Origin of the sequence: Mycobacterium angelicum (assembly GCF_002086155.1) — a bacterium.
Classification (GTDB): domain Bacteria; phylum Actinomycetota; class Actinomycetes; order Mycobacteriales; family Mycobacteriaceae; genus Mycobacterium; species Mycobacterium angelicum.
In genome coordinates this window covers 16317-40506 of sequence record NZ_MVHE01000017.1, presented here as the reverse complement: position 1 = coordinate 40506, position 24190 = coordinate 16317, and the positions used below count along the sequence as shown (strand labels likewise).

Genomic DNA, 24190 nt, shown 5'->3' with positions numbered 1-24190 from the left:
GTGGGCGATTTGCTACCGCAGGGCACGGTGACGTTGCTGCTGGCTGACGTCGAGGGTTCCACGCGCCTGTGGGACAGCCGGCCCGACGAGATGAGCGCCGCCGTCGCGCGACTGGATGACGCGCTGGCCGAAGTGGTGGCGGCCCACGACGGAGTACGGCCGGTCGAACAGGGCGAGGGCGACAGTTTCGTGATCGCCTTCCCGCTCGCGTCCCATGCGGTGGCCGCGGCGCTGGATCTGCAGCGGGCACCGCTGGCACCCATCCGGTTGCGCATCGGCCTGCACACCGGCGAGGTGCGGCTGCGCGACGAGGGCAACTATGCCGGACCGACCATCAACCGGACCGCGCGGCTGCGCGACCTGGCACACGGCGGCCAGACAGTACTGTCCAGCGCCACCGAAAGCATCGTCATCGACCGGCTGCCGGAAGCGGCGTGGCTGCTCGATCTGGGCACTCATCAGCTGCGTGATCTGCCGCGCCCCGAGCGGGTGCTGCAGCTGTGCCATCCCGATCTACCGGTCGAGTTCCCACCGCTTCGCGTTGCCAATGACGCCGTGTCCCATGGCTTCCCGGTGAATCTGACCCAGTTCGTCGGCCGCGGCACGCAACTCGGCGAGGTACACCGATTACTTGCCGAAAACCGGCTGGTTACCCTGATCGGCGCGGGCGGAGTGGGCAAGACCCGGCTGGCGGTGCAGCTGGTGGATCAGGTTGCCGGCGAGTTCGGCAGCGCTTGGTATGTGGATTTGGCACCGGTCGCAGATCCCGATCTGGTACCGCTGACGGTCGCGCGTGCGCTCGACCTGCACCACCTGCCGGGCCGGCAACCGGTGGACACCGTGCTGAAATCGCTCGGCACTCGTCAGATCCTGGTGGTGCTGGACAACTGTGAACATCTGCTCGACGCGGTGGCCGCCTTCGTCTTGGCAGTGGCCGAAGCCTGTCCGGACGTGAGGTTCTTGGCGACTAGTCGCGAACCGATCCGGGTCCCGGGTGAGGTGAGTTACCGGGTGTTGCCGCTGTCGCTCAACGACGAAGCCGTACAGATGTTTGCCCACCGCGCCCGCCTGGTGCGGCCTGACTTCGAACTGACCGACGACAATCGCGCCCTGGTAACCGAGATCTGTTGTCGCCTGGAAAGTTTGCCGCTGGCCATCGAACTGGCGGCGGCGCGGGTGCGGTCGTTGTCGCTGGACGAGATTCTCGATGGTTTGCAGCACCGGTTCCAGCTGCTCACGGGTGGCGCCCGTACCACAGTGCGACGTCAGCAAACACTGTGGGCGTCGGTGGATTGGTCACACGAGCTTCTCACCGAGCAGGAGCGGATCCTTTTCCGCCGGCTGGCGGTGCTGGCCGGTTACTTCTTGCTCGAGGACGCACAGGCCGTGGCCTGCGACGGTCCCCCCACTGCTTCGGTGCAGCGCTATCAAGTCCTCGACGAGCTCACGCTGCTGGTGGACAGATCGCTGTTGATGACCGACCAACGACGCGGCCGGACCTGCTACCGCGTCTGCGAGACGATCCGCGACTACGCGCTGGAAAAGCTTTGCGAGGCCGGCGAGGCCGACGTCATCCGCACTCGTCATCGTGACCACTACGCCGCGTTGGCCAGTCTGCTCGACAACCCGGGCAGCCCTGATTACCCGCACCACCTCGACCACGCCGAAACCCAGATCGACAACCTGCGGGCCGCGTTCGGGTGGAGCCTCGACAATGCCGAAACCGAAGTCGCCCTGAGTCTGGCTTCCTCACTGCTACCGGTGTGGATGACGCGGGGGTGCATCCACGAGGGCAGATCCTGGTTCGACACGATTCTTGGCGACACCGACTTCGACCACCTCGAGGTGTCGCCCGCGGTGCGTGCCCGGGCGCTTGCCGACAAGTCGGTACTGGACATCTTCGTCGACGCCGCCGCAGGCATGGACGAGGCCCAGCGCGCGCTGACGGTGGCGCGCGAGCTCGACGATCCGGGCGTGCTGGCCAGGGCGCTCACCGCCTGCGGCTTGACCGCCGTCGTGGCGGCCGGCCCGGCGGCGGCTGCCCCGTACTTCGCCGAAGCGGTCGGGCTGGCCCGCGATTTGAACGATCGGTGGCGACTGGCCCAGATCCTCACCTTTCAGGCGGCCGATGCGCTCGTGGCGGGTTACCCGCTGGCGGCGCGCACCGCCGCCGAAGAGGGGCGCGAGCTGGCGAATGCGATTGGCAGCCAAGCTGATTCGCGGTGGTGCCGTTGTTGCCTCGGGTTCGCTCATCTCATGCGCGGCGACCTGACCGACGCCGCGGCCCAGTTCCTTGAGGTCTGCCTGGAGGCCGAGGCCGCACAGGACATGGTGCACATGGCCAATTGCCTGCAGGGGCTGGCCTTCGCGCGGGCATTTCGGGGCGAGCTGGACGCGGCCCAGACGGCCGCCGACGCAGCGCTCGAGTCCGCCGGGCTGGGCGCCTATTTCGCGGGTATGGGCTACTCCGCCCTGACCACGACGGCGCTGGCCGCCGGCGACATCGCGACGGCGAAAGCCGCGGGCGAGGCGGCCTGGCAGAACTTGAGTCTGTCCATACCGCAATCGGCGGCGGCCCAGCGCACGGTCAATGCCCAGGTTGCTTTTGCGGCGGGAGACTTGGTGTTGGCTCGCCGCTGGTGCGACGAAGCCGTGCAGTCGATGACAGGCCGGCACCTGATGTCGGCGCTGGCCACCCGCGCCCGGATCGCGATCGCCGAGGGTAAACACGACGAAGCCGACCGCGATGCGCACCAGGCGATCTCGTGCGCGGCCGATAGTGGCGCACAGGTTGACCTTGCCGATCTGTTGGAGATTCTCGCCGCGGGGGCCGCCCACACCGGCGACCACCGGGAAGCGACGCGGCTTTTCGGGGCGGCCGAAGCTATTCGGCAGCGAATGGGATTGGTGCGCTTCGCGATTCATCAGCCAGAGTACGACACGACATTAGCGGCGCTGCAAGATGCCCTGGACCGCAAGGACTTCGACGCCGCATGGGCCGAGGGTATAGGTCTGTCGACCGACGACGCGATCGCCTACGCGCAACGCGGTCACGGCTGGCGGAAACGGCCGACCACCGGTTGGGAGTCGCTGACGCCTACCGAGATCGACGTGGTACGGCTGGTCAGTGAGGGGCTGGCGAACAAGGACATTGCGACGCGGCTGTTCGTCTCACCGCGGACGGTGCAAACCCACCTAACCCACGTCTACAACAAGCTCGGCTTCACCTCCCGCGTCCAACTCGCCCGGGCCGCGGCCGGCCGCACCTGACGGTCAAAGCCGCTCGGCAGCGCGGGCCATGCCGGCCTGCTCGAGGTAGTCGTAGCGCCGCGGGCAGTCCTTGACCCGTCCATCACGCGCCGAGACGTCGTCGGACGACAGTTTCAGCAGCGAGCGAATCCGGGACACGCGGCCGTTGCCCTTCGGTGCGACTCTTTTCACGGGGGACATTCCTTCCATCAACTTTCACGTGCTTTCCACTGTGCGATCCGGCGATCCGAAACCCATCGGCAAAGATGCGTAGATTTGCCCGGCGAGGGGGCGTATGACGCCCGTCACATCTCGCGGCGGTCTACGCGGTTGCCTGAGGCGCCACCCGCTCGGGCTAGCCCTAGGCTGGCCATGTGCATGTCGTCACGCTGCGCGATCGGTCGTCGTCGACGACGGCGCAATTTGTGCCCCAAGCAGGCATGATTGGCACCTCGCTGGACGATTCGGGGGCGGAATTACTCGGGCAGCGACGCGGCCTGGACGCCTACCTGAGCGACGGCAAGACGATGGGGATCCCGATCCTGTATCCCTGGGCCAATCGGCTGGGCGGGGATACGTATACCGCCGAGAACGTGACGACCACCCTGGTTCCGGGCCATAACGGGGTTCGTCCCGACCCGGCCGGGTTGCCCATCCACGGTGTGCTGGCCGCCTATCCGGGCTGGCGGGTGACGTCGGAATCGCCCGACGAGCTGGCCGCCGAGCTGGACTTTGGCGCCGACCCCGGGTTGCTGGCCAGTTTCCCCTTTCCCCACGTGCTCGCGGTGACGATCCGGCTGCACGAACGGACGCTGACAATACGCACCACGGTGACCGCGACCGGTGACGCGGCCGTGCCACTGTGCTTCGGATTCCACCCGTATCTGCACCTGCCGGAGGCGGCGCGCAGCCAGTGGGTCATCGAGACACCGCGGCTGCGCCACCTGTCACTGGATCAGCGGGGACTGCCCACCGGCGAGACGTCGGTCTGTGCACCGAGGTCAGAACAATTGGGGGCGAAGGCTTTCGACGACGCGTACGACGAAGTCGAGGACGGCGCGGTATTCGCGGTGGCCGGCGGGGGCCGCCGCCTCGAAGTTCATTTCGAACGCGGATACCCGGCCGCGCAGATCTTCGCACCGCCCGGTGAGGACCTGATCTGCTTCGAGCCGATGGCCGCACCGACCGACGCGCTGCGCCGCGGCGGCTATCGGACGGCACCTCCCGGCCAGCCGGCCACCGCGGTGTTCCGCATCCGCGCCTGCTGAAAGGCTATGGGCCGGAACGCTTGCTCCGGTACTATCCGGAGCAAGAGCTCCGCGCTTGCAGAGGCGCGTTATCGGACACCTGAAGGCAAGGCTGGGCGCAGCGCATGAGTTTCGTGACACTGCCACCCGAAATCAACTCCCGGCGGATGTATACCGGCTTGGGTTCGGGGCCGATGGTGGCTGCCGCGACGACGTGGGAAGAGTTGGCCGCCGAGTTGGAGACGGCAGCGGCGTCGTTCGGGTCGGCCGCCTCGGGCCTGGCCGGTGACCTATGGCGCGGAGCGGCGTCGATTGCCATGACGGCTGCGGCCACGCCTTATCTCGACTGGCTGGTCATCGCCGCGGCGCAAGCCGGGCACGCGGCCGCCCAGGCCAAAGCCGCTGTGGACGCCTACGAGGCGGCCGTCGCCGCCACGGTGCACCCGGCGGCCGTCGCCGCCAACCGCACGCTGCTGTCAGTGCTGGCCCGGTCGAATTGGCTGGGACTCAACGCCCCGGCGATCGCGGCCATCGAAGCCCAGTACGAGCAGATCTGGGCCCAGGACCTGGCGGCGCTGTTCGCCTACAACACCACCGCCGAGCAGATCGTTTCGGCGCTGACCATTCCGTGGAACGCCCTGGTCGACGTCGTCGAGCGGATTCCCGGCCTGGCATCCGTCGTACCGGCACTCATCGGCGGCAGCTTCGCGAACACCGGCGTGCAGAACTTCGGCGTCGGCAACTTCGGCAGCTTCAACCTGGGTTCGGCCAACCTGGGCAGTTTCAACCTCGGACCGGCCAACCTGGGCACCTTCAACCAGGGCATCGGGAACTCGGGCAATTTCAACGTCGGCATCGCCAACAACGGCAACCACAACATCGGCATCGCCAACCTCGGCACCCACAACATTGGCGTCGGGCTCACCGGCGACAACCAGATCGGCATCAATTTCGCCGGCGGGTTCAACTCGGGCCGTGGCAACATCGGCTTGTTCAACTCCGGCAACAACAACATCGGACTCTTCAACTCGGGCAGCGGAAACTGGGGCATCGGCAACCCCGGCAACTTCAACGGGGGCTGGCTCAACAGCGGCAGCTTCAACACCGGCTTCCTCAACGCCGGCAGTGCCAACACCGGCTTCTTCAACGCCGGCAGTTTCAACACCGGCTTCCAAAACAGCGGCGACGGCAACACCGGTTTCTACAACGCGGGCAGGTACAACACCGGCTTCTCCAACTTCGGCGATTTCAACACCGGCTTCTACAACATCGGCAATTACGACACCGGCGTCTATGTGGTGGGGAATTACAGCAACGGCTTCTTGACCTTCGGCGATTATAAAAACCTCATCGGGCTGGACCTCTCGATCACGATTCCCGCGATGCCGCTGACCAAGGCGATCAATGTCGTGCTCAATTCGCCATACACCTTCGGGGGATCAGAATTTCAAATTCCCGGCTTCTACTTCCCCAGGCAATCCGTCAGCGGTGGCGGAATAGAGTTCTTCTTCTTCGGGCCACTGGACATCCCGGCGTCGACGATCAGCATTCCGGTCTGGACGATCACCCTGGGAACAACCGCGATCAATGTCAACGCGACCGGCCAGGTCGATCCGCTGACGATCCATTTCATCGACATCCCAAAAGCGCCAGGCTTTTTCAATACCACCACCGGTCCGTCGTCGGGCTTCTTCAACAGCGGCACGGGCAGCGCATCGGGCTTCGGCAACTTCGGCGGCCTGGGCAGCAAGGCGTCGGGCTTCCTCAACATCGCCACCGGGCAATCAGGGATTTCCGGATTGCAAAACGTGGGCGCCGCGGCATCGGGCCTCGCGAACATCGGCAACAGCGTCTCCGGCATCTACCACATGAGCAGCCACGGCCTGCCGGTCTCATTGAACCTGGGCTTCGGCAACGCCGGCAGCTTCAACCTCGGCAACGCCAACCTGGGCAACTTCAACCTCGGCCCGGCCAACCTCGGGGATTTCAACCAAGGCTTGGCCAATGCGGGCAGCTTCAACCTCGGCTTCGCCAACGCCGGCGACCACAACATCGGCATCGCCAACACCGGCAGCAACAACATCGGCATCGGCCTGACCGGTGACGGCCGGTTCGGGGTGGGCGGGCTGAACTCCGGCGACGGCAACTTCGGCCTGTTCAACGCGGGCAGCAACAACATCGGCTTCTTCAACTCCGGCTCGGGAAACATCGGTATCGCAAACTCCGGCGTCGGTAATTTGGGCATCGGCAACCCCGGCAATTTCAACACCGGAATCAGCAACGCGGGCAATGCCAATACCGGCTTGTTCAATATCGGCAACGCGAACTCGGGCGTCGGCAACACCGGCAGCGGCAACACCGGCAGCTTCAACGCCGGCGACCACAACACCGGCTACTTCAACTCCGGAAACCTCAATACCGGCGTCGGCAACTCCGGCGATATCAACACCGGTGCCTTCAATACGGGCAACATGAACAACGGCTTCTTCTGGCGCGGCGACTGGCAGGGAGCAAACGGGGCCCAATTCTCCATCAACATCCCGGAATACACCGCGCACCTGAACGTCAGCATTCCCATCAACATTCCGATAGGCGTCGTGGATTCCGGCAATGTCGTGTTCCACGGAATCTCCATGAACAGCGTCCCGTACGGGATTCTCGGCCTGACCGCCGGCACTATCACGTCGCTCGACGTCCCGCCCATCAACATCCTGTTCTCCACTCCGCTGCCCACCGTCGTCGTCGGCGGACCCAACACCTCGATCGACATCAGCGTCACGGCCGGCATCGGACCCGCCCGGCTCAGCCTCTTCGGAATCCCGCCGGGGACGGGCTTCGGAAACTCGACCACCGCGCCCTCGTCGGGCTTCTTCAACACCGGAACCGGCAGCGCCTCAGGCTTCGGAAACATCGGCGCCAACGCGTCGGGACTGTTCAATACGGCCGCTGGGCTGGGCGTATCCGGCTTCAACAACGCCGGGAACACGCTTTCGGGTCTGGCCAACTTCGGCAGCCACGCCGCGGAGCTCTTCCACGGCGGCGCGCCCAGCACCAATATCGGCGGGCTGAACACCGGCGTTTTCAACTACGGTCTGGCCAATGCCGGCCGCTTCAACCTGGGTTTGGCAGACATCGGCGACTTCAACCAGGGTTTCTCCAACGCGGGCAGCTACAACTTCGGCTTCGCCAACACCGGAAGCCACAACATCGGCTTCGCCAACACCGGCGACTACAACATCGGCATCGGGCTCACCGGCAACAACCAGGTCGGCTGGGGCGGCCTCAACTCGGGCAGCAACAACATCGGCCTGTTCAATTCGGGCAGCAACAACATCGGGTTCTTCAACTCCGGCGCAGGCAATCTCGGCATCGGCAACCCGGGCAGCCACAACTTCGGAATCGGCAATATCGGCCAGGGGAACACCGGGATCTTCAACACCGGCAGCTTCAACTTCGGCAACTTCAATGCGGGCAGTTTCAACACCGGCGGCCTCAACCGCGGCGACTACAACACCGGATACTTCAACACCGGCAGCTACAACACCGGGGTGTCGAACTCCGGCAACGTCAACACCGGCGCGTTCATCGCCGGCAACTACGACAACGGCTTTTTCTGGCGGGGCGATTATCAGGGCCTGATCGCCCTGGACGTGGGGCTCAACCTGCCCGATGCGGGTATCCCCTGGCACTTCGACGTCCATGTGCCCATCGATATACCGGTCACCGCGGTACTGGGTTCGGTGACACTGCAGGGCTTCACGATTCCCTCCGTCTCCCTCGACATCATCAACCAGGATCTGGTCACCGTCGGTCCGGTGGGCCTGTCGGACATCACCATCACCCTGCCCTCGATAACGATCCAATTGGGCAGTCCGGACACCGCTTTCGACATCGCGGGCAGCGGCGTGGTGGGGCCTGTCCGGTTGTCGCTGCTGCATCTGCCACCGGTACCGGGCTTCGGCAACACGACCGCGGGGCCGTCGTCGGGCTTCTTCAACGCCGGCCCCGGCAGCAAGTCGGGCTTCGGCAACGTCGATGTCAACGTGTCGGGTGTGTTGACCCATGCGCTGACGGGTGCCGCATTCCCGGCCGGGCCGGCGGGCTTGGGCAGCTGGGCCCCGCTGGCCGTCAATCTGGCAGCGGCCAACCTCGGCAATTACAACATCGGCCTGGCCAACCTGGGCGACTTCAACCAGGGCTTGGCCAACGCGGGCAGCTACAACTTCGGTTTCGCCAACACCGGCAGCCACAACATCGGCTTCGGCAACACCGGCAACTACAACGTCGGGATCGGACTCACCGGAGAGCACCAGACCGGATTCGGTGGGTTCAACTCGGGCGCGGGGAACATCGGCGTGTTCAACTCCGGCACCGGAAACATCGGCTTGTTCAACTCCGGCACCGGAAACGTCGGTATCGGCAATTCCGGCAGCGGGAACTTCGGCATCGACAACCCGGGCAAGTTCAACACCGGCATCGGGAACACCGGCATCGCCAATACCGGCTTCTTCAACGCCGGCAACATCAACATGGGCGTCGGCAATACCGGCAACTACAACACCGGAAACTTCAACGCGGGCAGCACCAATACCGGCAGCTTCAATGCCGGCAACCTGAACACCGGCTACTTCAACTCCGGCGACCTGAACACCGGCGTGTGCAACAGCGGGAACCTAAACACCGGCGCCTTCAACGCCGGCAACATGGACAACGGCTTCTTCTGGAAGGAAGACAGCCATGGCCTCTTGGGTGCCGGCTACGCCCTGCACATCCCCGAAATCGGGTTCGGGTTCGACATCGGCATCCCATTGAACATCCCCGTCAGCGTCGAACTGGGATCGTTGATAATCGCCCCGTTCCACCTTGCGCCGCTGGGAGTGCACTTCGCGACCAACTTCCTGCCGGATATCAGCGTCAGCGGCATCAGCATCCCGCAAATCCAAACCGACCTGCCCACAGTGCAATTGCTGATCGGCGGCCCGGATACGTCGTTCGAGGTGATCACCCACGCGGGCATCGGACCCATCGACATCCCGCTGCTGGACATCCGGCCGACGGCGGACTTCGCGAACTCGACCACCGGCCCATCATCGGGCTTCTTCAACAGCGGCAGCGGCAGCTCGTCGGGCTTCGGGAACATCGGCATCAATTCGGGCTTCTTCAATCTGGCCACCCACGGCCTGGGCAATTCCGGTTTCCAGAACGCCGGCACGCTGCAGTCGGGTTTCGCCAACTGGGGCAACGCCATCTCGGGTGTGCTGGGCACCGGACCGGCGGACTTCACCCCGGCCTTCGCCTCCGGCTTCGCCACTGAAGAATTCGGGCTCACCGTGGGCAGCTTCAACCTCGGCCCGGTCAACCTCGGCAGCTTCAACTTCGGCTCCGCCAACTCGGGCAGCTACAACGTCGGCTTCGTCAATATCGGCAACCACAACTACGGCTTCACCAACACGGGCAGCTACAACATCGGCTTCGCCAACACCGGCAGCCACAACATCGGCATCGGGCTGACCGGCGACGGTCAAGTCGGTATCGGCGGCCTCAACACCGGCTGCAACAACATCGGCCTGTTCAATTCCGGCAGCAACAACATCGGCTTCTTCAACTCCGGCAGCGGCAACTTCGGCATCTTGAATTCCGGCAGCCAGAATGCGGGCCTGGCCAACACCGGGACCGCCAACACCGGATTCTTCAACGTCGGCAACGTCAACAGCGGCATCGGCAACACCGGCAACTACAACACCGGCAACTTCAATGCGGGCAGCGCCAACACCGGCTCGCTGAACACCGGCGACTACAACACCGGCTACCTCAACAGCGGCAACTACAACACCGGCCTGGCGAACTCCGGCGACATCAACACCGGCGCTTTCATATCCGGCAACATGAACGACGGCCTCTTCTGGCGCGGCGACCGAGAGGGCCTGTTCAGTTTCTCCTACGCGATCAACATTCCGGAAATACCGGCACACCTTGACGTCAAAATCCCGCTGAATATCCCGATTACGGGCGACATGACCCCGCTGACGGTGCATTCGATTTACATCGGTGCGCCCAGCGTGCACATGAACGTCCTTCATCTCGGCGTCGAAGTCGGTGCCTCGGGTTACTTCGGACCGATAGCGATCCCCGACATCGTGCTGAGCCTGGACGGGCCGCTGCAGCTGGTGGTGGGCGGGCCGGACTACGTCCTGGAGATAACCGGCACCGCCGGCGTCGGGCCCATTTCCCTTCCGCTGCTTAACATTCCGGCGGCGCCGGGCTTCGGCAATTCCACCACCGGACCGGCTTCCGGCTTCTTCAACAGCGGAACGGGCAGCGCGTCGGGCTTCGGCAACTTCGGCGCCAACATCTCCGGGCTCTTCAACTCGCTGGCAGCCAATTCGCAAGCGGCCGGCCATATCTCGGGCGTCCTCAACGCCGGGGCCCTGCAGTCCGGCGCGCTGAACCTGGGCAATAGCGTCTCCGGGTTGCTCAACACCAGCACGCTGGACCTCGCCACCCCGGCGCTGCTCTCGGGCGTGGGCTGCACCGACATCGGGCACCTCCTGGGCCACTTCAATCTGGGCTCTGACAACGCGGGCAGTTTCAATCTGGGGCCGGACAATTCGGGCAGCTTCAACCTGGGCTTCTGGAATTCGGGCAGCTACAACCTCGGCTTCGTCAACGCGGGCAGCCACAACTTCGGCCTCGGGAATACCGGCAGCGGCAACATCGGTATCGGCCTCACCGGCAACAACCAATTCGGCATCGGCGGGTTCAACTCGGGCGCCGGAAACTTCGGACTGTTCAATTCGGGCGTGGCGAACATCGGCTTCGGCAACTCCGGCACCGGAAATATCGGTTTCTTCAACTCCGGCACCGGAAACTTCGGCATCGGAAACTCCGGCAACTACAACTTGGGCATCAGCAATACCGGCAGTTCGAATACGGGCTTCTTCAACTCCGGCAACCACAACCTCGGTTTCAACAACGCCGGAAGCTTCAACAAGGGCGCATTCAACCCTGGCGACCATAACCTGGGCCTGGGCAACACCGGCGATGACAACATGGGCGCCTTCATATCGGGCGACGGAAACAACGGCCTGCTGTGGCGGGGCGCCGGCCGGGGCCAAATCTCCTTGTCCTACAACGTCGTTCTGCCCACCATCCCCTACACCTGGGAACTGGATACTCCGCCCTATATCCCGATCCTGGGCACCGTGGGCCCGCTGACTCTGCACGCTGTCGACATCTTCATTCCCATACACATCGTCATTTCGCAGAATCTGGGCCTGCCCGATATTCCGGTTTACGAAACGTACGCGTCCGTCACAATCCCGGACACCAGCCTGTTCCCGGCGACTCCACTGGACTTCAGCTACCTACTGCCGTATCACCTGCAGGGCGCCGGCGGCTTCGGCCCGTTCAAGTTCGGCTTCTAGGCCTGCACGCGCCGGGCACCGACGCGACACGCGCCCGTAATCTTTGCCTGCCCAAAGCCGATTCTGGATCCGACATCTGTTGAATAATCGTGACTGCTGAGCCACTCCGGCGCTCAACAGTAGGGACAGGTGATGTGAGCTTCGCGGTCCTTCCCCCCGAAATCAATTCGGCGCGACTACTTCTTGGCGCGGGGCTGGAGCCGATGTTGAGTGCGGCGGCGGCCTGGGACGGACTGTCCAGCGAGTTGGGTGCGGCGGCAAACCAGTTCTCGTCGGTGACCGCGAACCTGGTGGGTTTCTCGTGGCAGGGGCCGGCGTCAATGGCGATGACCGGCGCAGCGGCCCCGTATCTGGGCTGGCTGTCGGCGGCGGCGGCGCAAGCCGACGAGGCGGCCACCCAGGTCCGGCTGGCGGCGGCCGCGTTCGAGGCGGCGCTGACCGCGACGGTCCATCCGGCCGTCATCTCGGCCAACCGCACACAGTTTGTCTCGCTGGTGATCTCGAATCTGCTGGGGCAGAACGCCCCGGCGATCGCCGCGGCCGAATCCCAGTACGAGCAGATGTGGGCCCAGGATGTGGCCGCGATGTTCGGCTACTACTCCGGCGCCTCGGCCGCCGTCTCCGGGCTGACCCCCTTCGCGGCGGCTGCGCCCAGCGCGATCGGCGTTCTGGCGCAACGACTGGCCCGCAATCTGGGCCTGGCGAACGTCGGCCAGGGCAACGTCGGCAACGGCAACATCGGAAACTTCAACATCGGTTCGGGCAACATCGGCTCGAACAACATCGGCAGCGGCAACAACGGCAGCGGGAACTTCGGGTTCGGCAACGTGGGTCCGGGGCTGACGGCGGCGCTGAACAACATCGGCTTCGGCAACACCGGCAGCGGAAACATCGGCTTCGGCAACACCGGCGACAACAACATCGGCTTCGGCAACACCGGCAACGGCAATCGCGGCATCGGGCTCACCGGCAACGGTGCGCAAGGGTTCGGCGGCTGGAACTCGGGCACCGGCAACATCGGTCTGTTCAACTCCGGTACCAGCAACATCGGAATCGGCAACTCGGGCACCGGAAACTGGGGCATCGGGAACTCCGGCAACAGTTACAACACCGGCATCGGAAACTCCGGCGACGCCAACACCGGCTTCTTCAACGCGGGGCTGGCCAACACCGGCATCGGCAACGCGGGCAATTTCAACACCGGCAGCTACAACCCGGGCTCCAGCAACACCGGCGGCTTCAACATCGGCAGTTACAACAGTGGCTATTTCAACACCGGTAATTACAACACCGGCCTCGCGAACAGCGGAAACGTCGACACCGGCCTTTTGATTTCCGGCAACAACAGCAATGGTTTTCTGTGGCGGGCCGACAATCAGGGCTGGTTCTACGGACAAAACGGCCCGGGCCTGGGAAACACGACCACCCTGTTCTCATCCGGATTCTTCAACAGCGGGCAGGGCAGCGCATCCGGAATACTCAACTCCGGCGCCAACAACTCCGGCATCCTCAATTCCTCACTGGGTGCAATAGGCAATTCAGGTTTCGCCAATACCGGTATCCAGGAATCGGGTCTGTTCAACTCCGGCAACACCATTTCGGGTTTGCTCAACTCGAGCCTGACGGCGGTCACGATACCGGCGTACACCTCCGGTGTCCTCAATACCGGAAGCAACCTGTCCGGCTTTTTCCGTGGGCCCACCACCTTCAATATCGGCTTTGCCAACGTGGGAATCGGGAACATTCTCAGCAATGCCAACGTGGGCAACTACAACATCCTCGCGAATGCGAACGTCGGCAGTGTCAACATCCTGGGCAGCGGCAACCTCGGCGATTACAACATTGTGGGCAGCGGCAACTGGGGCAGCTACAACTTCTTCGGCAGCGGCAATATCGGTAACCAAAACCTGGGCAGCGCAAATATCGGCAATCAGAACTTCGGCGCCGCGAACATCGGCCTATCCAACATCGGTTTCGGCAATCTGGGAAACGGCAATGTCGGACGCGGCAACGTCGGAGACAACAACAACGGATTCGCCAACTCCGGCAACTTGAACCGCGGCTTCGCCAACACCGGCAACAGCAATACCGGCTTCGGCAATACCGGCAACAACAGCTTCGGTATCGGGCTCACCGGGGACAACCAGGTCGGCATCGGCGCCCTGAATTCGGGCATCGGCAACAACGGCTTCTTCAATTCGGGCACCAACAATGTCGGCCTGTTCAACGCGGGCACCGGAAACTGGGGCATCGGCAACTCCGGCACTGGCAACGTCGGCGTGCTCAACGCCGGCACCGGCAACTGGGGATACGAGAACCCCGGCACCGGCAACACCGGCTGGTCCAACGCGGGCAGTTACAACTCGGGCCTGATGAACGCCGGCCTGCTGAACTCGGGCTGGCTCAACGCCGGCAGCTACAACACCGGCGGGTTCAACGTCGGCCAAACCAACACCGGCAGCTACAACGTCGGCAACGTCAACACCGGCTTCTTCAACCCAGGCGACACCAACACCGGCTTCTTCAACCCCGGCGACGTCAACACCGGCGCCTTCGACACCGGCAGCTTCAACAACGGCATCTTCGTCGCCGGCAACAACCAGGGCCAGATATCCCTGCACCTGTCGTACACCACTCCGTACGTCCCGATTAACGAACAGATGATCATTCCGGTCGATAGCGTGATGAACCTTGGCGGCCAAGTCATTCCGGTCACGGTGGCCGGTACGGTCTTCCCTAAAACCTATTACCTGGGCGGCTTCTTCTACTTCGGTCCGGTCATCCTCGGCGGGTCCGCCATCACCATTCCCAACGTGACGGTGGGCATCGGCGGCCCGAACATCAACGTTCCCATCACTTTCGTGGGCGCCATCGAAAGCCGCACCATCACGTTCATCGACATCGAGCCCGCCCCCGGGTTCGGAAACAAGACCACCAACCCCTCGTCCGGCTTCTTCAACTCCGGCGCCGGCGGCACCTCTGGGTGGGGCAACTTCGGCGCCACCACCTCGGGCTGGCTGAACAGCGGTTTGAGTGGCGCACTGGGCAATTCGGGCTTTCAGAACTTCGGCTCGCTGCAGTCGGGCTGGGCGAACCTGGGTAACAGCGTCTCGGGTTTCTACAACACCAGCACGGCGAATTTCGCTACGCCGGGCAACGTTTCGGGCTTTTCGAACATCGGCACCGACCTGTCGGGTCTGGTGCGCGACAACAACGGCACCTTCTTCAATCTGGGCCTCGGCGACCTGGGCCGGCTGAATGTGGGCAGCGGCAACATCGGCGATTTCAATTTCGGCGGCGGCAACGTCGGCAGCCTGAACATCGGCAGCGGCAACATCGGCAGCCTGAACATCGGCAGCGGCAACATCGGCAGCGGCAACATCGGGTTCGGCAACGCCGGTCCCACGCTCACCGCGGCGCTCAACGACATCGGCTTCGGCAACACCGGCAGCAACAACTACGGCTGGGGCAACACCGGTGACAACAACATCGGCTTCGGCAACACCGGCGACAACAACATCGGCATCGGGCTCACCGGCAGCGGCCAGGTGGGCATCAACTTCGCCGGCGGCTTCAACTCCGGTACCGGCAACATCGGCTTGTTCAACTCCGGCAGCAACAACATCGGTATCGGCAACTCCGGCAACGGAAACTTCGGCTTCGGCAACTCCGGCAGCCTCAACACCGGCATCGGCAACAGCGGTAGCACCAACACCGGCCTCTTCAACGTCGGCATCGCCAACACCGGCTTCTCCAACGCCGGCAACTACAACAGCGGTTGGTATAACGCGGGTGATGCCAACACCGGCATCGCCAACCGCGGCAGCTACAACACCGGCCTGTACAACGCCGGCAACTACAGCACCGGTTTGGCCAACCAGGGCACCATCGACACCGGTGCGTTCATCACCGGCGACATGGGCAACGGCATCATGTGGCGCGGCGATTCCGAAGGCCTCTGGGGCTCGAGCTACGTCATTCATATCCCCGAAATCCCCGGCCACGTCGACATCACGGCGCCCATCAACATTCCCATCACGGCCGGTTTCACCAACACCCTGTACAGCGGAATCACGTTGGAGGACGTCCACTTCGGGTTCACCCCGGCCGTCGGTGGCGTCCCGATCCTGGCCGGCGTGATCAACTCGGTCACCGTTCCGCCGGTGACGGGCACCGGCCCCCAGGTGGTGTTCAACATCGGCGCGCTGGACGGTTCGACCAAGATCTTCGTCCCGGCCACGGCGACCCTCGGCCCCGCCGACTGGACGGTCTTCAACATCCCGGCGCAGACCGGCTACTTCAACTCGACGGCCAACCCGTCCTCGGGCCTGTTCAACCTCGGCAGCGGAACGGTATCGGGCTTCGGCAATCTCGGCTCCAACGTCTCGGGTTTCCAGAACTACGCCAACGGCGCAACATCGGGCTTCAAGAACTACGGCAGCCTGCAATCGGGCATCGCCAACTTCGGCACCGCCGTCTCGGGCCTGCTCAACACCGGAGTCGGAACACCGGCCAACGTCTCGGGTGTGCTCAACCACGGCGCCAACATCGCGGGCTTCTTCCGCGACCAGGTGGCCGGGGTGACGACGTTCAATTTGGGCTTGGCCAACGTCGGCGCCAACAACGTCGGCTTCGGAAACGTCGGCGACTTCAACATCGGCCTGGGGAATCTGGGAACGGCCAACCTCGGCAGCGGAAACCTGGGCAGCTACAACATCTTCGACGGCAACCGCGGCTCATACAATTTCGGCCCCGGCAACTTCGGCGACTACAACATCGGCCTGGCCAACCTGGGCAACTACAACTTCGGCTTCGGCAACGCCGGCAGCTCCAACCAGGGCTTCGCCAACACCGGCAGCAACAACATCGGGTTCGCCAACACCGGCAGCAACAACATCGGTATCGGACTCACCGGCAACAACCAGCAGGGCTTCGGCGCCTGGAACTCCGGCAGCGGCAACAGCGGCTTCTTCAACTCCGGCAGCAACAACATCGGCCTGTTCAACTCCGGCAGCGGCAACATCGGCATCGCCAACTCCGGCACCGGGAACTGGGGCATCGGCAACACCGGCGACACCAACACCGGCATCCTCAACGCCGGCAACGTCAACACCGGATTCCTGAACCCGGGCAACGTCAACACCGGCGTCGGCAACGTCGGCGGCTACAACTCCGGCAGCTTCAACGTGGGCAGCTTCAACACCTTCGGCCTGAACCCCGGCTCCTACAACACGGGCCATCTGAACCTCGGCGACTACAACACCGGCTTGGGCAACTCCGGCAACGTCGACACCGGATTCTTCAACTCGGGCAACTACAGCAACGGGTATCTGTGGCGCGGCGATTACCAGGGTCTGTGGGGCATCGACTGGACCGTCTCGATTCCCGACACCGCCATCCCGCTGCACATGCACGTCCCGATCTACCTCAACGTCCCCATCAACGGCACCCTGGGCGTCTTCACCATGTTCGGCTTCGTCATTCCGCCGGTGACCGTCGACGTGAGTTTCTTCGGCATCAGCACCAAGGTGGTCGAAGTCAATGCGATCTTCATTCCGAACATTGCGATCAGCCTGCCGCCGATAGGCATGAACATCGGGGCCGGCCCGGACCCGCTGATCGACCTCGGCGGCGACGGCGGCCTGCTGCCCATCAAGATCCCGACCCTCAATATCCCTGCGACACCGGGCTTTTCGAACTCCACCACCTCGCCGTCGTCAGGTTTCTTCAACTCCGGTTCCGGTACCGTGTCCGGCTTCGGCAACACCGGCCGCAACAGTTCCGGATTCCTCAACCTCACCTCGGGCACTTCGGGAATCTCCGGATTCAAGAATTTCGGCGACCTGCTCTCCGGGATGTCCAACTTCGGCAACAACGTCTCCGGCTTCCTCAACACCAGCACGCTGGGTCTGGCGATGCCCGGCAATATCTCCGGCGTCGAGAACGTCGGCAACAACATCGCCGGATTCTTCAACAACAACCCGATCGCCAACGTCGGCTTCGCCAACATCGGCAACGGCAATGTCGGCGGCGGAAACCTCGGCAGCAACAACTTCGGCTTCGGAAACGTCGGCAGCGGAAACTTCGGCAGCGGCAATATCGGCGACTTCAACTTCCTGGCCGGCAACCGGGGCAGCTACAACATCGGCCCCGCAAACCTGGGCGACTACAACGTCGGCCTGGGCAACTTCGGCAACTACAACTTCGGCCTGGGCAACCTGGGCAGCAACAACCAGGGCTTTGCCAACAACGGCAGCAACAACATCGGGTTCGCCAACACCGGCAGCAACAACATCGGGATCGGCCTGTCCGGCAACGGACAGTTCGGCTTCGGTGGCCTCAACTCGGGCAGCGGCAACACCGGCCTGTTCAACTCGGGCACCAACAACATCGGCTTCTTCAACTCGGGCACCGGCAACGTCGGCATCGGCAACTCGGGCACCGGCAACTTCGGTATCGGCAACGCCGGCGTGGCCAGCACCGGCATCGGCAACGTGGGCCCGGGGAACTGGGGTCTATGGAATGCCGGCACCGGCAATACCGGCATCGCCGACGCGGGTACCTACAACACCGGTCTCTACAACGTCGGCAGCACCAACACCGGATTCGCCAACCCGGGCGACTACAACACCGGCAGCTACAACACCGGCAGCTTCAACACCGGCGGCTTCAACTCCGGCGACTACAACACCGGCCATTTCAACAGCGGCGACTACAACACCGGTCTGGCGAACGCCGGAAACGTCAACACCGGCGCCTTCAACGCCGGCAGCTACAACAACGGCATGTTCTGGCGCGCCGACTACCAGGGCCTGATCGGTGTTCACTACGCCTTCTACGTCCCGCAATTCCCGGTGCTGACCTTCGACATCAACATCCCGATCAACATTCCAATCCACGCCGATTTCAACACCCTGGCCGTCAACGGCTTCACCATTCCGCCGATCACCATCAACGCCCTGCAGATCACCAACTTCAGCATCGGGCCCATCACCATCCCGACCGTCACCGGAACCCTGCCCGTCGTCGACGTCACCATCGGCGGACCCAACAACGGTATTCCGATCGCGATTCGCAGTGGCGCCGGGCCCGTCAACATCACGCTGCTCGACATCCAGCCCGCTCCCGGCATCGGCAACACCACCAGCAGCCCTTCGTCAGGCTTCTTCAACAACGGCACCGGAACCGTGTCCGGGTTCGGAAACCTCGGCGCCAACCTCTCCGGCTTCCGCAACACCAACATCGGCACCCTGGGCAGCTCGGGCTGGCAGAACTTCGGTTCGCTGCAGTCGGGCTGGGCCAACCTGGGCAACACCGTGTCGGGCTTCTACAACACCAGCACCGCCGACCTGGCCACCGCGGGCCACCTCTCGGGCCTGGCGAACTTCGGCACCGACCTGTCCGGTCTGTTCCGCGGCCCGGCCGGAACACCCGTCATCAACCTCGGTCTGGCCGACCTGGGCCACGGAAACCTCGGCAGCGGAAACGTCGGCGACTTCAACATCGGCAGCGGCAACCTGGGCAACGCCAACTTCGGCTTCGGAAACGTCGGCGACGCCAACTTCGGCAACGGCAATATCGGCAGCGGAAACTTCGGCTTCGGCAACGCCGGCCCGGGGCTGACGGCGGCACTGCACAACATCGGCTTCGGCAACACCGGCAGCGGAAACGTCGGCTGGGGCAACACCGGCGACGGCAACTTCGGCTTCGGCAACACCGGCAACGGCAACATCGGCATCGGCCTGACCGGTAATAACCAGGTCGGGTTCGGCCCGCTGAACTTCGGCACCAACAACATGGGCCTGTTCAACCTGGGCGACAACAATGTCGGAATTGCCAACGCCGGCAACGGGAACCAGGGTTGGGCCAACGCCGGCAACGGTAACATCGGCCTGTTCAACACCGGCAACAACAACGTCGGCATCGGGCTCACCGGCGACAACCAGTCCGGCTTCAGCTCGCTGAACTCCGGCTTCGCCAACACCGGATTCTTCAACGCGGGCACCAGCAACACCGGATTGTTCAACTCCGGCACCGCCAACTTCGGCCTGTTCAACTCCGGCACCGGCAACATCGGCATCGGCAACATGGGCACCGGCGGAATCGGCATCGGACTGTCGGGAAACAACCAGATCGGGATCGGCGGCACCAACTCCGGCAGCTTCAACATCGGCCTGTTCAACTCGGGCACCGGCAACGTCGGTTTCGGCAACTCGGGCACCGGAAACTGGGGCATCGGCAACACCGGCACCGGCAACACCGGTATCGGCAACACCGGCACCGGCAACTCCGGCCTGTTCAACACCGGCAACTTCAACACCGGCATCGCCAACCCCGGCGACTACAACACCGGCGCCTTCAACATCGGCAATCTCAACACCGGATTCGCCAACCGGGGCGACTTCAACACCGGGTCCTACAACACCGGCAACTACAACACCGGTTGGTCCAACTCCGGCAACTACGACACCGGGGCGTTCATCACCGGCAGCTCGGACAACGGCTTCTTCTGGCGGGCGGACCGCCAGGGACTGCTGTCCTACAACTACACGATCGTCATGGACCGGATCCCCGCCTACCTCACCGTCGACGCCCCGGTCAACATCCCGATCGTCGGCAGCATCACCAACATCTCCATCCCGGCGGTCACCATTCCGCAGATCCCGGCCAGCGGAACCGTGGATCTGGCCATCGTCTCGGGCACGGTCTTCGCCCCGATAGGGCCGATCAACATCCACGGCGGCGACCCCTCGGCCCCGTCGAACACACCGATCGTGATCGACTTCGGCACGCAGCCCGCGATCAAGATGAACATCGGCGCCCCGGACGGCTCGACCATCATCCACATCGGCGGAACCGGCGGCTTCGGTCCCGCCTACGTTCCGCTCATCGACCTCAAGCCCACCCCCGGCTTCTTCAACTCAACGACCGCGCTGTCGTCGGGCTTCGTCAACTGGGGTACCGGTAGCGCGTCGGGCTTCTTCAACTTCGGCAACAACTCGGGTCTGGCCAACGTGGCCATCGGAGCCATCGGCAACTCCGGCATCCAGAACTACGGTTCGCTGCAGTCGGGCTTCGCCAACCTCGGCAACACCATCTCGGGCTTTTTCAACACCGGGACCGCCAACCCGTCCAGCGTGTCGGGCTGGCAGAACATCGGCACCGACCTGGCCGGCTGGTTCCGCAACGGCCCGGATGCGACGACGTTCAGCTTCGGGCTGGCCGACCACGGATTCTTCAACCTCGGCAGCGCCAACATCGGCAACTACAACCTCGGCAGCGGCAACATCGGCAGCTTCAACCTGGGCAATGCCAACATCGGCGACCTCAACCTGGGCGGCGCCAACATCGGCAGCGGCAACTGGGGACTCAGCAACGTCGGCAGCGGCAACATCGGCTTCGGCAACGCCGGCCCCGGCGTGACGGCGGCCCTGCAAAACTTCGGCTTCGGCAACACCGGCAGCTTCAACATCGGCTTCGGCAACACCGGCAACGGCAACATCGGATTCGGCAACACCGGCGACGGCAACATCGGCATCGGCCTTACCGGCAACGCGCTCACCGGCTTCGGCAACTGGAATTCGGGCAGCGGCAACATCGGCCTGTTCAACTCCGGCACCAACAACATCGGCATCGGCAACTCGGGCACCGGGAACTGGGGTATCGGCAATACCGGCAACTACAACACCGGTATCGGCAACAACGGCAACACCAACACCGGGTTCTTCAACAGCGGCATGGTCAACACCGGCTTCGGCAACTCGGGCAACTACAACACCGGCTTCTTCAACGCGGGCAGCACCAACACCGGCAGCTTCAACCCGGGCAACTACAACACCGGCGGCTTCAACCCGGGCAACTACAACACCGGCTACTTCAACACCGGCAACTCCAACACCGGCTTTGCCAACTCCGGCAATGTCAACACCGGCGCCTTCATCGCCGGCAACTACAGCAACGGCTTCTTCTGGCGCGGCGACTACCAGGGCCTAGGGGCGTTGAGCTACCACGTCACCATTCCGTCGATCCCGTGGAACTACGACATCCAGGGCGACATTGAAATACCGATCACCGGCACCATCAACGCCATCACTCAAGAGGCGTTCACGCTTGCCGAGTTCTCGATACCCATCAGCCTGGAAACCACCATCTGCATCCTCTACATCCCCTTCGTGGGATGTGTGCTGCACGTCTCGTTCACCATCCCGATCACCACCGAACACCTCGGCCCGTACACCATCGATCCGAGCGTGCTCAACCCCGAAACACCGCTGAGCTTCAACATCTCCAACCCGCTCAGCTTCATCGGCAACGGTTCGGTGGGCCCGACCACCTTCGGTTTCGACTGGCAGCAGTCCCCCGGATTCTTCAATTCCAGCACCGCCCCGTCGTCGGGCTTCTTCAACGACGGAGCGGGCGGCGCGTCGGGCTTCTTCAACGCCGTCGACGGCGCGGTGTCCGGGCTGGGCAACATCTACACCGAGACGTCGGGCTTCTTCAACTCCGGCGGTGTCGGAAATTCAGGTCTGCAGAACCACGGCACGCTGGAATCGGGCTGGGCGAACCTGGGCAACACCCTCTCGGGTATCTACAACACCAGCATCCTGGACGCCATGACGCAGGCCTTCATCTCCGGCGTCGGGAACTTCGGCCAGAACCTGTCCGGCTTCCTCAACGACAACGTGCCCTAACTAGCGACCGCGCGGCTGCCAGACCACCAGCGCCGTGCTCTTCGGTACCACCGCGACCTCGCGGCGCTGGTTGGCACGCAGAACGGTCAATTCGTCGGCCATCTCCCGCAGCCGGGACTGCAACGCCTCAACCTGATTGGTCAGCTCGATGATGCGTTTGATCCCGGCCAGGTTGACGCCCTCGTCCTGCGAAAGCCGCTGCACCTCACGCAGCAAGTCGACGTCATGCTGCGAATACCGGCGTCCGCCGCCCGAGGTGCGCTCGGGCCGGACCAGGCCGAGCCGGTCGTAGGTGCGCAAGGTCTGCGCATGCATGCCGGCCAGCTCGGCGGCCACCGAGATCAGAAATGTCCGCGACTCTTCTCGCTTAGAGTTCTTGGCCATCAGCGGTTACCTGCCCATCCGGCCCGGGGGTTGAACCCGCTGGACCGCTCGGCCGCCGCATAGGCCTCCAGCGCCTCTTGGGCGGCACCTTCCACATTGGGCGGAACGGCCACCTTCACGGTGACGAGCAGGTCTCCGTTGCCGCCGCTGCGCTTGGGAACGCCGCGTCCGCGCACCCGCAGGATACGGCCGTCGGCGGTGCCCTTGGGCACCCGCACGCCAACGGTTCCGTCCAGTGTGGGCACCGAAAGCGTTGAGCCCAAAGCCAATTCGGTGAAGCTGACCGGAACGGTGACGGTCAGGTCGTCGCCGTCGCGGCCGAAGATTTTGTCCGGCCGCACGTGCACCGTCACATACAGGTCGCCCGACGGGGCACCGCGCAGGCCGGCTTCGCCCTGCCCGGCCAGCCGGATCCGTTGCCCGTCTTCCACGCCGGGCGGAATCCGCACATTGATGGTGCGGGTGCGGGTGGTGACGCCGGTGCCTTTGCACTCGTCGCAGGGGTGCTCGATGATCGACCCGCTGCCGCGGCAATCGGTGCACGGTTCGGAAAAGCCGAACGCGCCCTGGTTGCGGTTGACCACACCCGAGCCGTTGCAGTTGGGACAGACCTTGGGGCTGGTGCCCGGCCGGGCACCGCTGCCGTGGCAGTTGGTGCACGGCGCCGGGCTGGTCAGCCGCAGCGGCATCGCTACGCCCTTGGCGGCCTCGAGGAAGTCCAGCTCGGTCTCGGTCTCCAGGTCGTTGCCGCGCCGCGGCCGGCTCGGACGCGGACTGCCGCCGCGCCCGAAGAGGCCGCCGAACAGGTCGCCGATGTTGGCGCCGCCCGAGCGGCCCGCGGCCTCGAACAGGTCGTTGAGGTTGAATTCAGCGCCGTCGCCGCCGCCACCACCGAAGCCACCGAAGCCACCGCCGTCGAACCGGCGGCCGCCACCGAAGCCCCCGCCGGAGAACAGCCGGCGGGTTTCGTCGTACTCCTTGCGCTTGGCCTCGTCGGACAAGACGCTGTAGGCCTCGGAGACCGCCTTGAACCGCTCGGCTCCGCCGGGGTTCTTGTCCGGATGCAGATCGGAAGCCAGCTTGCGGTAGGCCGTCTTGATGTCTTTCTGACTGGCGTCAGAGGAGACGCCCAGCTCCTTGTAGAAGTCCTTTTCGACCCATTCACGCTGGGCCATATTGCGTCACCCCCTCGCAC

General features: G+C 64.0%; 7 protein-coding genes. 4 read left to right on the top strand and 3 right to left on the bottom strand.

From position 1 onward, the window contains the following. A complete protein-coding gene (locus BST12_RS13300; RefSeq protein ID WP_083113630.1) occupies positions 1 to 3270 on the top strand; it encodes a helix-turn-helix transcriptional regulator in 3270 nt (1089 codons plus the stop codon). 3 nt (positions 3271 to 3273) lie between these two features. Here the strand turns inward: BST12_RS13300 and BST12_RS31985 are convergent, their stop codons facing one another. Next, complete coding sequence (locus tag BST12_RS31985; RefSeq protein ID WP_170062114.1) at positions 3274 to 3441, bottom strand: hypothetical protein; 168 nt, start codon at positions 3439 to 3441, stop codon at positions 3274 to 3276. A 182-nt stretch (positions 3442 to 3623) separates the two neighbouring features. Between BST12_RS31985 and BST12_RS13290 the strand changes: the two genes are divergently transcribed. The 3 genes from BST12_RS13290 (at position 3624) to BST12_RS13280 (ending at position 22611) form a co-directional block, all read left to right on the top strand. Beyond that, positions 3624 to 4517: an aldose 1-epimerase gene (locus BST12_RS13290; protein ID WP_083113595.1), complete on the top strand. Its 894-nt coding sequence runs from the start codon at positions 3624 to 3626 to the stop codon at positions 4515 to 4517. A 104-nt stretch (positions 4518 to 4621) separates the two neighbouring features. Further along, complete coding sequence (locus BST12_RS13285; protein WP_083113594.1) at positions 4622 to 11920, top strand: PPE domain-containing protein; 7299 nt, start codon at positions 4622 to 4624, stop codon at positions 11918 to 11920. Between the two features lie 134 nt (positions 11921 to 12054). After that, positions 12055 to 22611 carry a PPE family protein gene (locus tag BST12_RS13280; protein ID WP_083113593.1) on the top strand — a complete coding sequence of 3519 codons (10557 nt, stop codon included), beginning with the start codon at positions 12055 to 12057 and terminating at the stop codon, positions 22609 to 22611. Here BST12_RS13280 and BST12_RS13275 read toward each other — a convergent pair whose 3' ends face one another. Both BST12_RS13275 and dnaJ read right to left on the bottom strand, forming a co-directional pair. Beyond that, positions 22612 to 22995, bottom strand: a complete 384-nt coding sequence (locus BST12_RS13275) for a heat shock protein transcriptional repressor HspR (RefSeq protein ID WP_083113592.1) — start codon at positions 22993 to 22995, stop codon at positions 22612 to 22614. After that, a complete protein-coding gene (gene dnaJ, locus BST12_RS13270) occupies positions 22995 to 24170 on the bottom strand; it encodes a molecular chaperone DnaJ (protein ID WP_083113591.1) in 1176 nt (391 codons plus the stop codon). The genes BST12_RS13275 and dnaJ overlap by 1 nt, the downstream gene beginning before the upstream one ends. Positions 24171 to 24190: the final 20 nt, after the last annotated feature.

What these genes read in the sequence shown, in the direction of transcription:
- BST12_RS13285 (WP_083113594.1), top strand. Translation starts at nt 4,622, where the DNA reads ATGAGTTTCGTGACACTGCCACCCGAAATCAACTCCCGGCGGATGTAT.
- BST12_RS13275 (WP_083113592.1), bottom strand. Translation starts at nt 22,995, where the DNA reads ATGGCCAAGAACTCTAAGCGAGAAGAGTCGCGGACATTTCTGATCTCG.
- dnaJ (WP_083113591.1), bottom strand. Translation starts at nt 24,170, where the DNA reads ATGGCCCAGCGTGAATGGGTCGAAAAGGACTTCTACAAGGAGCTGGGC.